Origin of the sequence: Azospirillum lipoferum (assembly GCF_024170005.1) — a bacterium.
Lineage (GTDB): Bacteria > Pseudomonadota > Alphaproteobacteria > Azospirillales > Azospirillaceae > Azospirillum > Azospirillum lipoferum.
Map to the genome: position 1 here is coordinate 553,326 of NZ_JALJXJ010000002.1, position 18,230 is coordinate 571,555.

Here is an 18,230-nt window from a genome sequence, read left to right on the forward strand (position 1 = left end):
CATGCGGAATCTGACCCGGCCGACGCCGCGACCGCTGCAGGACTGGCCGGCGGACATGACGCGGACCGAGGGTGGCTGGTACAACCGTCCGGGCTGCCCGCTGGTGCCGCGCTTCCTCGCCGAAGGCGGCTTCCTGCGCGACCGCCTGTCGATGATCCACGGATCGCAACCCCTCCCCAACGACCTGTCCGACGGGGCGGTCGACGCCACCCTTCGTCTGATGCTTCGCCGCGGAAAGTAAGCCCGACATGCGCGCCCTCCCCCTCTCGATCGGCACCATCCACTTCGTCGGCATCGGCGGCATCGGCATGAGCGGCATCGCCGAGGTGCTGCGGAACCTGGGCTATACCGTCCAGGGCTCCGACCTTGCCGAGAACGCCAACGTCAAGCGCCTGCGCGAACTGGGCATCAAGGTGTTCGTCGGCCATCGCGGCGAGAACATCGCCGGGGCCGCCGTCATCGTCGTCTCCTCCGCCGTCAAGCGCGACAATCCGGAGGTCGTGGCCGCCCGCGCCGCCCTGGTGCCGGTGGTCCGCCGCGCCGAGATGCTGGGCGAGCTGATGCGGCTGAAATGGGCCATCGCCATCGGCGGCACCCATGGCAAGACCACGACCACCTCGATGGTCGGCCATATGCTGGAGCACGCCAACCTCGACCCCACCGTCATCAACGGCGGCATCATCAACGCCTATGGCTCCAACACCCGGCTCGGCACCGGCGACTGGATGGTGGTGGAAGCGGACGAGAGCGACGGCACTTTCGTGAAGCTGCCGGCCTGCATCGCCGTCGTCACCAACATGGATCCGGAGCATCTGGACTTCTACGGCACCTTCGACAACGCGCGGGCCGCCTTCGACAGCTTCGTCCAGAACATCCCCTTCTACGGCTTCGCCGCACTCTGCATCGACCATCCCGAGGTGCAGGCGATGATCCCCCGCGTATCGGACCGCCGCATCGTCACCTACGGCTTCTCGCCGCAGGCCGACGTCCGCGCGGTGAACGTGGAGCTGGGTCCCGATGGCGCCAAGTACGACGTGCTGATCTATGACCGCCACACCGGCGAGAGCCGCGCCATCGCCGGCGTGCGCCTGCCGATGTACGGGCCGCACAACGTCCAGAACTCACTGGCCTGCTTCGCTGTCGGCAACGAGATGGGCCTGCCGGACGTGGTGATGCGCGACAGCATGGCCAAGTTCCAGGGCGTGAAGCGCCGCTTCACCAAGACCGGCGAGGCCAACGGCATCACCGTCATCGACGATTACGGCCACCACCCGGTGGAGATCGCCGCGGTGCTGAAGGCCGCGCGCACCGCCGGCACCGGCCGTACCATCGCCGTCGTCCAGCCGCACCGCTATTCCCGCCTCGCCGCCCTGTTCGAGGAGTTCTGCACCTGCTTCAACGACGCCGACGCCGTGATCGTCGCCGACGTCTATGCCGCCGGCGAGGCGCCGATCGAGGGCGTCAGCCGCGACAGCCTGGTGGAGGGCCTGCGCATGCACGGCCACCGCCATGTCGTGGCCCTTCACGGCCAGCAGGAGTTGGCGCAGGTGGTGCGCGAGATGGCCAAGCCGGGCGATTTCGTCGTCTGCCTGGGCGCCGGAAACATCACCCAGTGGGCGAACGCGCTGCCGGGTGAGCTGGCCGCCCTCTACGGCGTGACCCGATGACGGCAGCGCCCAGCATGAGCCCGGCTGACAGTCATCTGCCCAACGGCCACCTGATCCACCGGATGCCCACCGTGCGCGGCCGGCTGACCGCCGACGCCCCGCTGGCGCCGGTGACATGGTTCCGCGTCGGTGGCCCGGCGGAGGTGATGTTCCGCCCGGCCGATGCCGACGACCTCGCCGGTTTCCTGGCGGCTCTGCCGGCCGGGGTGCCGGTTACGGTGATCGGTGTCGCCTCCAACCTGCTGGTGCGCGACGGCGGCGTGCCGGGCGTCACCATCCGGCTCGGCCGCGGCTTCACCGACATCACGGCAGATGGGATGACGCTGACCGCCGGTGCGGCGGCGCTCGACCTGAACGTCGCCATGGTTGCCCGCGACGCCGGCATTGCCGGGCTGGAGTTCCTCTCCGGCATTCCCGGCACCATCGGCGGCGCCCTGCGGATGAACGGCGGCGCCTATGGCCGCGAACTGGCCGACGTGCTGGTCAGCGCCACCGCCGTGGCGCGCGACGGCCGGCGGCTGGAGTTCAGCCACGCCGGCATGGGCTTCACCTACCGCCACAGCGCCGCACCGGAGGATTGCATCTTCACCGGTGCCGTCCTGCGCGGCGGGCCCGGCAACCCGCTGGAGATCGCGCGGCGCATGGCCGAGATCTCCGACAAGCGCGCCGACAGCCAGCCGGTCCGCTCCCGCACCGGCGGCTCGACCTTCAAGAACCCGGAAGGTCACAAGGCCTGGGAGCTGATCGACAAGGCCGGCTGCCGCGGCCTGTCGATCGGCGACGCCCAGGTGTCGGAAAAGCACTGCAACTTCCTGATCAACAACGGCACGGCCACCGCCGCCCAGCTGGAAGCGCTGGGCGAGGAGGTCCGCCGCCGCGTGTTCGAGACCAGCGGCGTCACGCTGGAGTGGGAAATCAAGCGCATCGGCAGCCCTGCCGCCGAGGAAAGCACCGCCCAATGACCGAAGCCCTGCTCCACGCCCACAAGAAGCATGTCGCCGTCCTGATGGGCGGCTGGTCGGCCGAGCGCGAGGTGTCGCTGGTCAGCGGGGCCGGCGTCGCCAAGGCGCTGGAGGAGGAAGGCTACCGCGTCACCGCCATCGACGTGCAGCGCGACCTGGGCGGGCTGATGCACGCCCTGTCCACCCCGCGCCCCGACGTGGTGTTCAACGCCCTGCACGGCCGCGGCGGCGAGGATGGGACGATCCAGGGCGTGCTGGAGTTCCTGGGCCTGCCCTACACCCATTCGGGCGTCCAGGCCGCCGCCGTCGCCATGGACAAGGCGATGACCAAGCGCGTGCTGGACACCGTCGGCATCCGCTCGCCCAAGGGCATGGTGCTGTCCCGTGGGGAGATCACCGGCGGCAGCCACCCCATGCCGGCGCCCTATATCGTCAAGCCTGTGGACGAAGGCTCGACCGTTGGCGTAACCCTGGTCCGCGAGGGGCAGAACAGCCCGGTCGGCGATGCGTGGACCTTCGGTGAACGCGCGCTGGTCGAGGAGTTCATCCCCGGTCGCGAACTGACCGTGGGCGTCATGGGTGACCGCGCTTTGGCGGTGACCGAGATCGTCTTTCAGGCTCAGGTTTACGACTACACCGCGAAATACAGCGCCGGCCACGCCGTCCACACCATCCCCGCCGCGATCCCCGAGGTCGTTGCGGAGGAGGCGAAGCGGCTGGCGGTGCTGGCGCACCACACCCTGGGCTGCCGGGGCGTGTCGCGCAGCGACTTCCGCTGGGATGACAGCCGGCCGGGAACGGACGGGCTGTACTTCCTGGAGATCAACAACCAGCCGGGCATGACGCCCCTGTCGCTGGTGCCCGAGCAGGCCGCGCATGTGGGAATCACCTACGGCGCGCTGGTCGGCTGGCTGGTGGAGAATGCCGCATGTCAGCTCGCCTGATGGCCAACCCGGATTTCCGCGCCGCCGCCGGCGCGCGCGCGCGGGACGAGATGCCGACCCCGCCGCGCGCCATGGCCGCGTCGGCGGAGAAAGGCAAGCGGCGCCGTGCCTGGCCGCGCTGGACCCGCTCCGCCGTCAAGACGGCGCTGCTGCTGGTGCCGGTGCTGGGGCTGACCGCCGCCGCCGGCTCGGCCTGGAAGCGCGGCAATCTGGCAGAGACGCTGGAGGCGGCACAGGAGAGCGTCGTCCGGCTGACCGGAGACATGGGCTTCCGCCTGTCGGAGATCCTGGTGGTGGGCCGCAGCGAGACCGAGCGCGACGTCGTGCTCGACGCGCTGGGCGTGCGCCGGGGCGAGCCGATCCTGTCCATCGACCTTGCCGATGCCAAGCAGCGGCTGGAGGAGCTGCCCTGGGTGTCGTCCGCTTCGATCGAACGGCGTCTGCCCGGCTTCCTCTATATCCGCCTGTCCGAACGCCAGCCGATGGCGATCTGGCAGCATGACCGTCAGTTCACCGTCATCGACCGCGCCGGCCGCCCGCTGGCCGACGCGGCGGAACTGGCGCGCCGCGGCAACCAGCGGATCGAAACGCTGCCGCAGGTGATCGGCGCCAATGCGCCGCAGCAGGTCCACACACTGCTGTCGGCGCTGGAGGGCGCACCCACCATCGCGCCGATGCTGTCCTCCGCCAGCTGGATCAGCGACCGCCGCTGGAACCTCCAGCTCGGCAACGGCGTGACGGTGAAGCTGCCGGAAGGCAATGCCGAGATGCGCCGCGCGCTGCGCCAGCTGGAGCAGATGCACGCAGCCAGCCATGTGCTGGACCGCGACATCGTCGCCATCGACCTGCGCCTGCCCGACAAGGCCGCGATCCAGACCTCCGCCACCGCCCAGCTTCCGGGCTGGGAGGACGATACGAAGAAAAAGAACGGCAAGAAATCGTAGGACGAGATGGTAAGACTTGCCGGCGACAGGCTCTTGTGGGGAAGCACCTGTCATCGGCGGACAGGAGTCGAGGGAAAGTCTTGGGGGGCATGTTCGGGATGGGATTCAACGGTGCCAAGAAGCCGAAGCGGCCGGCCCGTGGCGGGATCGTCACGGCGCTGGACGTCGGCTCGACGAAGGTGTGCTGCGTCATCGCGCGGATGGAGGAGCCCGGCTCCCTCCGCGTGATCGGCGTCGGCCACCAGATCGCCACGGGCATCCGCGCCGGGACCATCATCGACATGGAGGCGGCGGAAACCTCGATCGGCGCCGCCGTTCACGCCGCCGAACAGATGGCCGGCGAGACGGTGCATGACGTCGTCGTCAACCTGTCGATGGGCCATCCGCGCTCCCACGCCTTCACCGCCACCGTCCCGGTTTCCGGCCAGGAGGTGACGGAGGGCGACATCCGCCGCGCCATGGCCCATGCCCGCACCCTTCAGGCCGGCCCCGATCAGGCGCTGATCCACACCATCCCGCTGGGCTTCACGCTGGACGGCAGCCGCGGCATCCGCGATCCCAAGGGGATGAGCGGCCATACGCTGGGTGCCCAGCTGCATGTCGTCACCGCGGCGGCCGGGGCCATCCGCACGCTGCATGCCTGCATCGCCCGTTGCCACCTGAACATCGAATCCATCGTCGTCAGTCCCTTCGCCTCCGGCCTCGCCTGTCTGGTGGAGGACGAGATGGAGATGGGGGCGGCCTGCGTCGATATCGGCGGCGGCGGCACCACCATCTCGATCTTCGCCGAGGGCAATCTGGTTTGGACCGGCTTCGTCCCCCTGGGCGGCCGGCACGTCACCAACGACATCGCCCACGGGCTGGCCACGCCGCTGGTCCATGCCGAGCGGCTGAAGGTGCTCTACGGCAGCGCCCGGGTGAACCCGGCCGACGAGCGTGAGATGATCGAGGTGCCGCAGATCGGTGAGGACGAGCGCAGCGGCAGCGGCACCGCCAGCCATCCGCGGTCCTTCCTGGTCAGCATCATCCAGGCGCGGATGGAAGAGATCTTCGAAGAGGTGCGTAGCGCCATTGAGCAGTCCGGCCATTCCCAGCTGGTCGGCCGCCGTGTCGTGCTGACCGGCGGCGCCAGCCAGCTGCCCAACACGCGCGAGATGGCCGCCCCCATCCTGGACAAGCAGGTCCGCATCGCCCGTCCGACCCGGATCGCCGGCCTCAACGAGGCGCATGGCGGTCCGGCCTTTTCGACGGTGGCGGGCCTGCTCCTACATGCCGTCCGCAACCCGACGGAGCTGATGGTGACCGGCCAAGAGGCGGTCGCGTCAACCGGGCTCCTCGGCCGCGTCGGCCTGTGGCTGCGGGAGAATCTCTGATGATCCCGTCAGCCGCCATTCACCGATTCCCGAACGGACAGACACCGGACACAACCGGGCGCCGGTCGCGGCATATCAAACATCAAACCCAATGAAAACAGGTTGTGGAGGCCTGCACAGAATGATCAACGTGACCATCCCCCAGATCGAGCCCGAGCTGAAGCCGCGCATCACCGTGTTCGGCGTCGGCGGCGCCGGCGGCAACGCCGTCAACAACATGATCAAGTCGAACCTGGAAGGCGTGGACTTCGTCGTCGGCAACACCGACGCGCAGGCGCTGAAGGGTTCCTTGTGCGAGAAGCGCATCCAGCTCGGCACCGGCACCACCCGCGGCCTGGGCGCCGGCTCCAAGCCGGATGTCGGCCGTGCCTCGGCCGAGGAGCAGATCGACGAGATCGTCCAGTATCTCGAAGGCTCCAACATGGTGTTCATCACCGCCGGCATGGGCGGCGGCACCGGCACCGGTGCCGCTCCGGTCATCGCGCGCGCGGCCCGCGAGCGCGGCATCCTGACCGTCGGCGTCGTCACCAAGCCCTTCCATTTCGAGGGCGGTCACCGCATGCGGCTGGCGGAAGGCGGCATCGCCGAACTGCAGCAGTATGTCGACACCCTGATCATCATCCCGAACCAGAACCTGTTCCGCATCGCCAACGAGAAGACGACCTTCGCGGACGCCTTCAAGATGGCCGACGACGTTCTGCATTCCGGCGTCCGCGGCGTCACCGACCTGATGGTGATGCCCGGCCTGATCAACCTGGATTTCGCCGACATCCGGTCCGTCATGACCGAGATGGGCAAGGCGATGATGGGCACCGGCGAGGCCGGCGGCGAGCGCCGCGCCATCGAGGCTGCCGAGGCCGCCATCTCCAACCCGCTGCTGGACGACGTATCGATGAAGGGTGCCCGTGGCGTCCTCATCAACATCACCGGCGGCTACGACATGACCCTGTTCGAGGTCGACGAGGCCGCCAACCGCGTCCGTGACGAGGTCGATCCCGACGCCAACATCATCTTCGGCTCGACCTTCGACAGCTCGCTGGACGGCGTGATGCGCGTGTCGGTCGTCGCCACCGGCATCGACGCCGCGGCGATGAGCAACCCGCGCACCCTTCACCCGGTCAACCTGTCGCTGGTCCCCGGCGACCGCACGAAGAAGCCGGCCGCTCCCGGCAACCTGACCGGCGCCCCCGCCGCTCCGGCCGGTGCCCCCGGCTCGCCCATCCCCAGCACCGCCATGGGCCTGCGCACCCCGCAGCCGGTCACCGCCGGCGCCGCCGCCATCCAGCACGACCCGGCGCAGCAGCAGCCGGTCCACCATGCCCAGCCGCATGTCGAGGCGCCGAAGCCGGCCGCCGGCCCGCTGCATGGCGAAAACCAGGGCGGCCACTTCTTCGCGCCGAAGCCGGCCGACGCCGGTCCGCGCCAGCCGGTGACCGTCGGCGCCGCGCCGCTGTCAACCCCGCAGCAGCCGGTTAACCAGCAGCACGCCCCGCAGGCGCCGCAGATGCAGGGCCATCAGCAGCCGCACCAGCCCCAGCACCAGCCCCAGCACCAGCAGCCGGCCCCGATGGCGCACCACCACCATGCCGCTCCGCAGGGCCATCAGCAGCATCCCGGCCAGCAGCATCCCGGCGGCCTGTCCGTCGGCCCGGCCCCGGCCCCCGCGCCGGAACCGGCGCCGGCCCGCAAGGGCAATTTCCTGTTCGGTCTGGTGACCGGCCTCGGCCGCAAGTCCGAACCGGCACACCCGCCGGTGCCGCAGCCGGCTCCCCAGCCGGCACCGCAGGCCTACCAGCCGCAGCCGGCCCCGCAGCAGTATCAGCCGGCTCCCCAGGGCTATCCGCAGCAGCCGGCCTATCCGCAGCAACCGCAGGCCCCGCAACAGGGCTACCCCCAGTATCCGGCGGCCCCGCAGCAGCAGCCGGTCTATCCGCCGCAGTCCGCTCCGCAGCAGGCGCCGGGCTATCCCGCCGCTCCGCAGCCGCAGGCGCCGGCCCCGCGGGCCGATGCCAAGCCCGGCGAGCAGGAGGAACTGGACATCCCGGCCTTCCTGCGCCGTCAGGCCAACTGAGCGGCCGGACCGTCCGGACCTAAACCGATCTTGGCCACCGTGTCGGACCCCGTGTCCGATACGGTGGCCGGCCGATCCCGGCGAAAGCCGGAGATAACCGCCGTCACCGCAGCCTCCTAATCGCGGTGCCGGCGGCTCCACAACCTGACCGAACCTTTCGGACCCCGGTGATGCCCTCGTGCGTCGCCGGGGATTTTTTATTCCCCGTTATTTGGCGGAAACCGCTGATTGCTTGCATGGCGAGCCAGTTTTGCCCTGCAACAAACGGTAACAATGAGTGATTTGCCGATTTCCGAGCCTGGGTGTTACCTATCAGCATGGTCGAAAGCGAAAGCTGCCGACGTGATGATCTTCAAAGATCAAGCGGCGCGCTATCGCTGGAAACCACTCCTTCACGACCAAGATGGAAAAGACATCGTGGCCAACAATCGCAGCAACGCGGACGGCATGTTCCAGCAGACCCTGAAGAAGCCGGTGACCATCGCCGGCGTCGGGCTGCATTCGGGCGTCATCGTCACGCTGACGATTTCGCCGGCCGATGCGAATTCCGGGATCACCTTCCTGCGCACCGATCTTCGTGGGGCCGCCGCCGTCATTCCGGCGCGCTGGGACACGGTGGTCGACACCCGCCTGTGCACCGTGATCGGCAACGAGCATGGCACCACCGTCGGCACGATCGAGCATCTGATGTCGGCCCTGGCCGGCTGCGGCATCGACAACGCCATCGTGTCGCTGGACGGCATCGAGGTGCCGATCATGGATGGCAGCGCCGCCCCCTTCGTCACCGCCATCGAGCAGGCCGGCATCGCCGTGCAGAAGTCGCCCCGCCGCTTCATCCGCATCCTGAAGCCGGTTGCCATCGGCGACGGTGTCAAGAGCGCGTCCTTCACCCCGGACGACGCCACCAGCTACAGCTTCGAGATCGATTTCGACAGCGCCGCCATCTCCCGTCAGGCCCGTGCCCTGGAGATCGATCCGGACAGCTTCAAGGACGAGATCAGCCGCGCCCGCACCTTCGGCTTCCTGCATGAGGTCGAAGGGCTGCGCAAGATGGGCCTCGCCCGCGGCGGTTCGCTGGACAACGCGGTGGTCATCTCCGGCGACACGGTGATGAACGCCGAGGGCCTGCGCTTCAAGGACGAGTTCGTACGCCACAAGATCCTGGACGCCGTCGGCGACCTGTATCTGGCCGGTGCGCCGATCGTCGGCCACTTCCACGGCGTCCGCTCCGGCCATGCACTGAACAACCAGCTGCTGCGTGCGCTGTTCGCCGACCGCAGCGCCTGGCGCTACGAGACGGCGGTGTCGTTGCCGGTCGCGCACCACGGCCTGAAGCAACTGGCGGTTGCCTGATCGCCACCAGTTTTCGATTGGGTTTGCCCTGCCCTCCCCCACCGGGGAGGGCTTTTTCTTTGCACGCACTCCCCTCCCCTACCGATCGGCTAGGCACGCAAAAGAAAAAGCGCCCTCCCCTCTCGGAGCAGGCGCCATTCACCAATTCGGATGGTTTAAAGTTTTTATGAGCTACTTCAATATTTTAGGAAATTTTCTTTATATGAAGCTTTAGACGAGCGGGAGGAGGGCCATCCTCCCTCCCCTATCCCACCACCGCCATCTCCGCCCCAGTACCGGCATATTCGCCGAAGCGGGTGTCCTCTTTCAGGATGTGCTTGCCCAGCCAGTCGGAGCAGAACAGGAACACCTCTTCGCCGCTGATGCGGCCGCCATTGGTACGGAACTCGTCACGGTAGTTTTCCACCTGCCGGGTCAACCGGTCATGCAGAGCCTTATGCGCGGCGAAGGTCGGATAGTTCAGCCGCTCCATCTGCGCCTCCTCCTCCGCGAAATGGTGGCGGGTGTAGGTGATCAGTTCGCTCAGGATGGCTTCGATCAGCGCGGGGTCCTGACGGTTGGCTTCGTCATACAGCTTGTTGACGATGGCGATCAGGACGCGGTGATCCTCGTCCAGCGCGTCGTTGCCCACGCTCATCCAGCGCGACCACTGAATTGGCTCCATGGCGTTTCCCCCTTCGTTGGCTGCCGGGCAGGCGGATGCGGGCGTTGGCCACCCGTCGGCACCGCCCCCTTATCCGGGTTGGACCGCCTGCCTTGGCATCGTTTCGCTTCTGACTATGAGCGTTGTCTGATCTCACTCCCCCGGTCCGCGTCCGTCAATCCCAGCGAACGTGGATGCGACATTTTGGCGAATATGGAATCGGACCGTCCGGGTCAGCCGCCGATCTTGGCCAGCCATTCATCCTCGGTCAGGATCTCGACGCCCAACTCCCTGGCCTTTGCCGCCTTGCTGCCGGCATCGGCCCCGGCGACCAGATAGTCGGTCTTGCCCGAGACGGAACCGGCGACCTTGGCGCCCAGCGATTCGGCGCGGGCCTTCGCTTCCGACCGGGTCATCCGCTCCAGCGTGCCGGTGAAGACCACCGTCTTGCCGGCGACGGGGGAGTTGCTGGCCTTCGGCACCTCGGCCTCCAGCACGGTCAGCCGCTCCATCAGGCCGCGGACGATGGCGAGGTTACGCTCCTCCGCGAAGAAGCCGGCCAGTTCCTCGGCCGCCACCTCGCCGACATCGGGGGTGGCGACCAGATCGAGCCATGCCTGCCCCGGCGCCTGCCCGGTCGCCCGCTCCATCGCTGCCCGCCAATCCGGGAGAGAACAGTAGCGGGTGGCCAACGCCTGGGCGGCGCGCGTGTTCAGCCGCTTGATGCCGAGCGAGCCGATGATGGTCTCCAGTCGCAGCGCGTCGTTGCCGGCATAGAAGTCCAGCTTGGACGCGCTCTCGGGATCGGCGAACCAGGCGAGGATGGTGTCGGCGGTGACCGGGCCAACACCGCTCAACGCGTGCAGATCGCGCCATTCCCGACCGGGCATCGCCTGTTCCGCCGCCAGCATGCCGTCGACCCAAGCTCCCATCGTCCTGTACTGGCGGGCCAGAGATTTGGCCGTCACCTCGCCGACATGGCGGATACCGAGCGCGTAGATCACCCGGTGCAGGTCGATGCCGCTGCGGCGCTGCTCGATCGCCTTGAACAGGTTCTGGACCGACTTCTCCTTCCAGCCCGGCCGGCCGATCAGCTCGACCCGGCCCTCCAGGGTGAAGATGTCGACCGGCGACTTGATAAAGCCCTCGTCCCAAAACTCCTCGATGATCTTCTCGCCCAGCCCTTCGATGTCGAAGGCGTCGCGGGAAACGAAATGGCGCAGCCGCTCCTTGGCCTGGGCGGCGCAGATCAGGCCGCCGGTGCAGCGACGCACCACCTCGCCGGCCTCGCGGATGGCGAGGCTGCCGCAGACCGGACAGGTCTCCGGCGCCACATAGGGGACGGAGTCGGCCGGGCGCTGGGACAGCACCACCTCCACCACCTGCGGGATGACATCGCCGGCGCGCTGCACCACCACGAGGTCGCCGACGCGGATGTCCTTGCGGGCGATCTCGTCCTCATTGTGGAGGGTGGCACGGCTGACCACGACGCCGCCGACGGTGATGTCCTCCAACTCCGCCACCGGGGTCAGTGCACCGGTGCGGCCGACCTGGATGGTGATCGCCTTCAGCCGGGTCTGCGCCTGCTCGGCCGGGAATTTGTGGGCGATGGCCCAGCGCGGCGCACGGCTGACGAAGCCCAGCCGCTGCTGAAGATCCAGGCTGTCGACCTTGTAGACGACGCCGTCGATGTCGAAGGGCAGGCCAGCACGCCGGCGGCCGATGCCCTCGTAATAGGCCAGCAGCTTGTCCTTGCCGTCGCATAGCTCCGCCGGCCGGTTCAGCTGGAAACCCCAGCCCTTCAGCCGTTCGCGGATGCCCCATTGGGTGTCGGCGATCGGTTCGGACACCTCGCCCAGCGCATAGCCGAAGAAGCAGAGCGGCCGGGACGCGGTGATGGAGGAGTCGAGCTGGCGCAGGCTGCCGGCCGCCGCATTGCGCGGGTTGGCGAAAAGCGGCTCTCCCTTTTCGGCACGCGCTGCGTTCATTGTCAGGAAGTCGTCGCGGTTCATATAGACCTCGCCGCGAACCTCCAGCACGTCGGGGAAGGGGGCCGGCAGGCGGTGCGGCACGTCGCGGATGGTGCGGACATTGGCGGTGACATTCTCGCCCTCCGCCCCATCGCCGCGGGTGGCGGCCAGCACCAGCTCGCCCTTCTCGTAGCGCAGCGAGCAGGACAGGCCGTCGATCTTCGGCTCCGCCACGAAGGTCAGCGGCGCGTCGTCGGACAGGCCAAGGAAACGGCGGACGCGGGCATCGAACTCCGCGACATCCTCGGATGCGAAGGCGTTGCCCAGCGATAGCATCGGAATGGCATGGCGCACCTTGCCGAAGCCGGCGGCCGGAGCAGCGCCAACGCGCAGGCTGGGCGAATCGGCACGGCGCAGGTCGGGAAAGCGCGTCTCGATGGCGAGGTTGCGGCGGACCAGCGCGTCATAGTCGGCGTCGGAGATCTCCGGCTGGTCCTGCTGATGATAGAGCCGGTCATGGTGGGCGATCTCGGCGGCCAACGCCGACAGCTCCGCCGCCGCCTGCTCCGGCGTCAGGGCATCGACGGCGATGCTGCGGGGATCGGGTGGCGTGTCGAACAGGTCCTGCATGGCGCGTCTCGTGACGAATCGGGGGCTTCCGAGGAAGGGCCGCGCAGGATAGCGCCTGAGGATCGGTTTCGGGAGTCGGGATGCATCGGGCGACGGCCGGCGTAAGTCCCTATATACTATGGGCACACCTTTCGGAGTCCGCTGGCCTGATGAGCAAAGCCTCTGCACCGGACCTGCGCATTGACGACCGCATGGTCATCGCCGCCGCGCTGGACCGCATCCTCTATGACGACCCTGACCATTTCGCGGCGGACGACGCGCGTGCGGTGCGGCGCCTGATCCCGCACAGCCGATCGGCATGGCTGCGGCTGGGCTTTCGCGCCGAACGGCAGGGACCGTCGATGAAGGGCGAGGCCGCCGGGGTCGGCGACGTGCGGATGGAAGGCGACAAGAAGGTGGTGGAGGGCAGCGTCGGCGAAGCGGCGACTTGGCGCTGCGGCCAGTACAAGATCACCAACCATGGCACCGACCTGGAAATCTGGCAGGTGATGAGCGACGAATACGCGCCCGAACCGAAGGGCGCCCGGCTGGAGTTCGACGAACGCGGTGAGCCGGAACGGCTGACCTTCTTCCAGCCGCGGGATATCGAACTGCGGATTCCCTTCACCAGCCTCGCCGTCGGTGTGCGGTTGGGTGGCTGGCAGCCCTGGAAACTGGTGGCCGAGGGGGTGTAAAGGCCGGGGCGGCCGTCAACCGGCGACCGCCCCCAATGCCTGTCAGCCCTGCCGGTAGTTCGGCGACTCGTTGGTGATGGTGATGTCGTGGACGTGGCTCTCGCGCAGGCCCGCGTTCGTGATGCGGACGAACTGGCACTTCTCGCGCATCTCGGCGATGGAGGCGCTGCCGGTGTAGCCCATGGCCGCACGCAGGCCGCCGACCAGCTGATGAATGACCGCCGACACCGGGCCCTTGTAGGGGACACGGCCTTCGACGCCTTCCGGCACCAGCTTCATGGTCGAAACCTCCTGCTGGAAGTAACGGTCCGCCGAACCGCGCGCCATGGCGCCGACCGAACCCATGCCACGGTAGCTCTTGTAGGAGCGGCCCTGGAACAGAATGACCTCGCCCGGGCTCTCGTCGGTGCCGGCGAACAGGCTGCCCAGCATGGCGACGCTGGCGCCGCCGGCGATCGCCTTGGCCAGATCGCCCGAATACTTGATGCCGCCGTCGGCAATCACCGGGATGCCGTGCTTCTCGCACTCCTCCACCACATCCATGACCGCGGTCAGCTGCGGCACGCCGACGCCGGCGATGATGCGGGTGGTGCAGATGGAACCCGGACCGATGCCGACCTTGACGGCATCCGCACCGGCGTCGATCAGCGCCCTGGCCGCTTCGGCGGTGGCGACGTTGCCGGCGATGACCTGGGTGTAGCTGGACATGGCGCGGGCGGCGCGGACCTGCTCCAGCACCTTGGCGGAGTGGCCGTGGGCGGTATCGACCACCAGCACGTCGACGCCGGCGTCGAACAGAGCCTCCGCACGGGCCAGACCGTCATTGCCGGTGCCGGTGGCGGCGGCGACACGCAGCCGGCCCTTGCTGTCCTTGCAGGCGTTCGGGTAGGCCTGCGCCTTCTCGATGTCCTTGACGGTGACGAGGCCGATGCAGCGGTAATCCTCGTCGACGACCAGCAGCTTCTCGATCCGGTGCTGGTGGAGCAGGCGCTTGCCTTCCTCCTGGCTGACGCCCTCGCGAACCGTCACCAGCTCCTTGGTCATCAGTTCACTGACCGGCTGCTTGGGATCGGTGGCGAAGCGGACATCGCGGTTGGTCAGCATGCCGACCAGCTTGCCGCTGCCGAGCTGGTCGCGGCTTTCCACCACCGGAATGCCGGAAATGCGGTAGTCGGCCATCAGCTGCAATGCATCGGCCAGCGTCGCGTTCGGCGTGATGGTGATCGGGTTGACGACCATGCCCGACTCGAACCGCTTGACCTTACGGACCTCTTCGGCCTGCTGCTCGATGGTCAGGTTGCGGTGGACGACGCCGATGCCGCCGGCCTGGGCCATGGCGATGGCGAGGCGGCTTTCCGTCACCGTGTCCATCGCCGAGGACATCAGGGGGATGCCCAGCTCGATGGTCTTCGTCAATCTTGTCCGGGTGTCCACGTCGTTCGGCAGGACCGAGCTTTCGGCCGGAACCAGCAGAACGTCGTCGAAGGTCAGGGCCTCGCGGATTTTGGTGTCGCGCGCCATGTGTGAATCTCCCGGAAGATAAACGTGGCGCACTTATACACAAGACCATGGGCTTGTGAACCCGTGCGCACACAGCATCTGTTATGCAAGTGCGAAGAGAAGCCCTCTCCCGCCCGGGGAGGGTGGGATTTTTCAGTCGTTCACGTTGCCACCGCGGAAGCCGGTGGCGACGACGTAGGTCTCCGACGACTCAGCCCGGCTGGCCGGGGGCTTGGCATGCTTGACCTGGGCGAAATCTCGCCGCAGCCGGTCAAGCAGCGACCGCTCCGCTCCGCCCTGGAACAGCTTGGCGACGAAGGCGCCGCCGGGGGCCAGCACCTCTTCCGCGAAATCATAGGCGGCCTCGGCCAGACCCATGATGCGGAGGTGATCGGTCTGCTGGTGACCGGTGGTTGGCGCGGCCATGTCGCTCAGCACCAGATCGGCCGGGCCGCCCAGCGCGTCCTTCAGCTTGTCGGCGGCGCCCTCTTCCAGGAAGTCGGCCTGCATGGTGGTGGCGCCGGGGACCGGGTCCATGGGGAGGATGTCCAGCCCGACGACCTTCCAGCCGTCCTTCGCGGTCTGCACCTTCTCCACCGCGATCTGCGTCCAGCCACCGGGGGCGGCACCCAGATCGACCACGCGCTTGCCGGGACCGAGCAGACGGAACTTCTCGTCCAGCTGCAAGAGCTTGAACGCCGCGCGTGAACGGTAGCCGCGCTTAGTCGCCTCGGCCACATAGGGGTCGTTCAGGTGGCGCTCCAGCCAGCGCTTGGAGGATTCCGTACGCTTGCCGGCGGTCTTCACACGGACCGTGGCACGGCGCCCGCCCGGGCGCGTCGACGGAGTCTTTTCGGTCATGATCGCTTACAGTTCCTCGGTCATCCGGCGCAGGCGGGAATCCATCCCCCTGCCCGATCATCTATTCGCCGGTGGCCCCGATCAGGTCCACCAGAATTCCTTCGCGCAAGCCCCGGTCGGCGATGCGCAGCCGCTCCACCGGCCAGACGTCGCACAGCGCATCCAGGACGGCGCAGCCGGCGACCACCAGATCGGCACGGTCCTGGCCGATGCAGGGATGGCGGGCGCGGCCGTCGAAATCCTGGGCGACCAGGTGGTCGATCACCGCGCGGGCATGGTCCACCCGCAGATAGCTGCCGTCCACCGCCCGCCGGTCGTAGCGGCACAGCCCCAGATGGACGCCGGCCAGTGTCGTCACCGTACCGGAGGTGCCGAGCATCTGCACCTTGCCGGCGGCGATGCGGCTCTGGATACGGTTGCGCGCCTCGAACGGGGCGATGGCGTCGGCCACCGCCTCCACCATCTGGGTATAGTTGGCACGGGTGACGTTGGGGCCGCCATATTCCTCGGTCAGGCCGATGACGCCGCAACGGATGGAGGTCTGGTCGAGCAGGCGCGGCGCCCTGCCCTTCTCCACCTGCAACCACATCAGTTCGGTCGATCCGCCGCCGATGTCGAAGACGATGGCATAGGGGTGGGTCGGCTCCAACAGGGCGGCGCAGCCAGCCAGCGCCAGCCGCCCCTCCTCCTGGCTGGAGATGATTTCCAGCGGGATGCCGGTCTCGCGCTCCACCGCTTCGACGAAGGCGGCGCTGTTGGTGGCGCGGCGGCAAGCCTCGGTCCCGACGGCACGCACGGCGGTACAGCCGCGGCGCTCGATCTTGGAGCCGCAGACACGCAGAGCCGCAATGGTGCGTTCCATCGCGGGCTCCGACAGATGGTCGTTGCGGCTCAAGCCCTCGCCCAGGCGGACGATGCGGGAAAAGGCATCGATGACCCGGAAGCCACCGGGTGCCGACTTGGCGATCAGCAGGCGGCAGTTGTTGGTGCCAAGGTCCAGCGCGGCGAAGACCGGGCGCACCAGCGCCGACGAACGCAACCGTCCGGTGTCGTTCTGCCGCTCGCTTTGCACCTGTAGATCCACGTACCGTCCCCGCAGCACCTAAAGAGCGGAGTGTAACCCGGATCGCGGTCCGGCGGGAACCCCTCTCGACCCGGATTCCGCCGGGGGCCGCCCGCAGGTCACATCTGCGCCAATCACTGGGCTTTGACGAACGGGCAGGTGCTGGTCTCGATCGGCAGGAAGGCTTCCGACGCCGGAATGCTGCGGACCTGCTTGTAATAGTCCCATGGCGCCTTGCTCTCCGCAGGCGTCTTCACCTGGTACAGCTCAAGGTCGTACAGCACGCGGCCGTCCTTGCGGATGCTGCCGGGGGTGCCGAAATAGTCGGTCGGCATCGCCTTCATCGCGGCGGTTACCGCCTCGGCGTCGGTCGTGCCGGCCGCTCTGACACCCTTCAGCCAATGCAGGGTGGCGAGATAGGTGTTGGCCTGCTCCTTGGTCGGCATCTTGCCGTGGCGTTCGAAGAAGCGCTTGGCCCAGGCCCGCGTCCGGTCGTTGCGGTCCCAATAGAAGCCGCTGGTGACATACAGCCCCTTGGCGAGATCGAGACCCAGCGAGTGGATGTCGGTGATGAAGACGATGTAGCCGACCAGCCGCTGGCCGGACTGGGTCAGGCCGAACTCACCGGCCTGCTTGATGGTGCCGATGGTCTCCGCGCCGACATTGGCGAGCGCGACCACCTTGGCGCCGCTGCCCTGGGCGCTCAGCAGGTAGGAGCCGAAGTCGCTGGTGCCCATCGGGTGGCGCACGCCGCCGACCACGGTGCCGCCAGCCTGCTTGATCGCCTCGGTCGCCGCCTTCTCCATCGCCGAACCGAAGGCGAAATCGGCGGTGATGAAGTACCAACTGGTGCCGCCCGACTGCACCACCGCCTTGGTCGTGCCGACCGCCAGCGACGCGGTGTCGTCAGCCCAATGGATGCTGTAGGGCGAGCATTGGGCGTTGGTCAGTTCGGTCGTCGTCGCGGCGCTGATCATCAGCACCTTCTTCTTCTCGCGCGCGACAGCTTGCACCGCCAGCGCCACGGAGGAGACCGGGATGTCGGTCACCATGTCGACGCCGTCGACGTCGAACCAGCTGCGGACGATGTTCGACGCCACGTCCGGCTTGTTCTGCATGTCGGCGGAGAGCACCTCAACCGGCCGGCCGAGCAAGCTGCCGCCGAAATCCTCCACCGCCATCCGGGTGGCTAGCACGGCGCCCTTGCCGCCGATGTCCGACGCGAATCCGGCCTCGTCCGCCAGCACGCCGATTCTCACCGGCTTGGCGGTTTGGGCCTGAACGGAAAGCGCCGTCGTCGCAAGCAGCGTCGCAAGTGCGAGCGGTTTCAGAAACTGGCCCCCAGGCAACCGACCCATGCGATCCTCCCCATCCTCGTTTTTGTGCGACGGGTGCGTGCGCCGAACTGCGGCGTCCTGCCACACCATTCCAATCCGTGGATAGCGGGGTTTGATTTCATACGCAAACAGTATCGTTTGAAACGTATTGCTGGGAGCTTTGCTCACCCTGCCCCGGGAAAGGGGTAAAACTCCGGGCAAAACAAAAGCCCTCGCTCCGAGATAGGGCGAGGGCTTT

The 18,230-nt window shown here is 67.9% G+C and carries 15 protein-coding genes; 9 read left to right on the top strand and 6 right to left on the bottom strand.

Going from position 1 to position 18,230, the window contains the following annotated elements; all coding sequences use genetic code 11:
* Position 1 precedes the first annotated feature (1 nt).
* From J2848_RS06485 to lpxC, 8 genes are all read left to right on the top strand, one after another.
* A complete protein-coding gene (locus tag J2848_RS06485) occupies positions 2-241 on the top strand; it encodes a hypothetical protein (protein ID WP_244592762.1) in 240 nt (79 codons plus the stop codon).
* Between the two features lie 7 nt (positions 242-248).
* Entirely contained in the window at positions 249-1,667 is a 1,419-nt protein-coding gene (gene murC / locus J2848_RS06490; RefSeq protein WP_149229939.1) for a UDP-N-acetylmuramate--L-alanine ligase, read from the top strand.
* A complete protein-coding gene (gene murB / locus J2848_RS06495; protein ID WP_149229938.1) occupies positions 1,664-2,629 on the top strand; it encodes a UDP-N-acetylmuramate dehydrogenase in 966 nt (321 codons plus the stop codon). Before murC ends, murB begins: the two co-directional genes overlap by 4 nt.
* Positions 2,626-3,573, top strand: a complete 948-nt coding sequence (locus tag J2848_RS06500) for a D-alanine--D-alanine ligase (protein ID WP_149229937.1) — start codon at positions 2,626-2,628, stop codon at positions 3,571-3,573. The genes murB and J2848_RS06500 overlap by 4 nt, the downstream gene beginning before the upstream one ends.
* A complete protein-coding gene (locus J2848_RS06505; RefSeq protein ID WP_149229936.1) occupies positions 3,558-4,517 on the top strand; it encodes a cell division protein FtsQ/DivIB in 960 nt (319 codons plus the stop codon). Before J2848_RS06500 ends, J2848_RS06505 begins: the two co-directional genes overlap by 16 nt.
* A 98-nt stretch (positions 4,518-4,615) precedes the next feature.
* Positions 4,616-5,890 (top strand): cell division protein FtsA, encoded by a 1,275-nt coding sequence (ftsA, locus tag J2848_RS06510; protein WP_098741034.1) that lies wholly within the window; start codon positions 4,616-4,618, stop codon positions 5,888-5,890.
* A gap of 121 nt (positions 5,891-6,011) precedes the next feature.
* Entirely contained in the window at positions 6,012-7,961 is a 1,950-nt protein-coding gene (gene ftsZ, locus J2848_RS06515) for a cell division protein FtsZ (protein WP_149229935.1), read from the top strand.
* 417 nt (positions 7,962-8,378) lie between these two features.
* Complete coding sequence (lpxC, locus tag J2848_RS06520; protein WP_149229934.1) at positions 8,379-9,314, top strand: UDP-3-O-acyl-N-acetylglucosamine deacetylase; 936 nt, start codon at positions 8,379-8,381, stop codon at positions 9,312-9,314.
* 244 nt (positions 9,315-9,558) lie between these two features.
* On the opposite strand, the gene J2848_RS06525 is transcribed toward lpxC, so the two are convergent.
* Together J2848_RS06525 and ligA are read right to left on the bottom strand one after the other, a co-directional pair.
* Positions 9,559-9,978: a bacteriohemerythrin gene (locus J2848_RS06525; protein WP_149229933.1), complete on the bottom strand. Its 420-nt coding sequence runs from the start codon at positions 9,976-9,978 to the stop codon at positions 9,559-9,561.
* A 212-nt stretch (positions 9,979-10,190) separates the two neighbouring features.
* The gene (gene ligA / locus J2848_RS06530) at positions 10,191-12,557 is read right to left on the bottom strand and encodes an NAD-dependent DNA ligase LigA (protein ID WP_149229932.1); all 2,367 of its coding nucleotides are present in this window, start codon (positions 12,555-12,557) and stop codon (positions 10,191-10,193) included.
* A 149-nt stretch (positions 12,558-12,706) separates the two neighbouring features.
* Between ligA and J2848_RS06535 the strand changes: the two genes are divergently transcribed.
* Positions 12,707-13,231: a hypothetical protein gene (locus tag J2848_RS06535; protein WP_149229931.1), complete on the top strand. Its 525-nt coding sequence runs from the start codon at positions 12,707-12,709 to the stop codon at positions 13,229-13,231.
* Positions 13,232-13,273: 42 nt separating this feature from the next.
* On the opposite strand, the gene guaB is transcribed toward J2848_RS06535, so the two are convergent.
* From guaB to J2848_RS06555, 4 genes are all read right to left on the bottom strand, one after another.
* A complete protein-coding gene (gene guaB / locus J2848_RS06540; RefSeq protein ID WP_149229930.1) occupies positions 13,274-14,752 on the bottom strand; it encodes an IMP dehydrogenase in 1,479 nt (492 codons plus the stop codon).
* 132 nt (positions 14,753-14,884) lie between these two features.
* Positions 14,885-15,592, bottom strand: coding sequence for an RlmE family RNA methyltransferase (locus J2848_RS06545; protein WP_149229929.1), 708 nt, complete (start codon positions 15,590-15,592; stop codon positions 14,885-14,887).
* Between the two features lie 61 nt (positions 15,593-15,653).
* A complete protein-coding gene (locus J2848_RS06550) occupies positions 15,654-16,676 on the bottom strand; it encodes a Ppx/GppA phosphatase family protein (RefSeq protein ID WP_149229928.1) in 1,023 nt (340 codons plus the stop codon).
* A gap of 113 nt (positions 16,677-16,789) precedes the next feature.
* On the bottom strand, positions 16,790-18,013 hold the full coding sequence (locus J2848_RS06555) for an ABC transporter substrate-binding protein (protein ID WP_149229927.1): 1,224 nt from the start codon (positions 18,011-18,013) through the stop codon (positions 16,790-16,792).
* Positions 18,014-18,230: the final 217 nt, after the last annotated feature.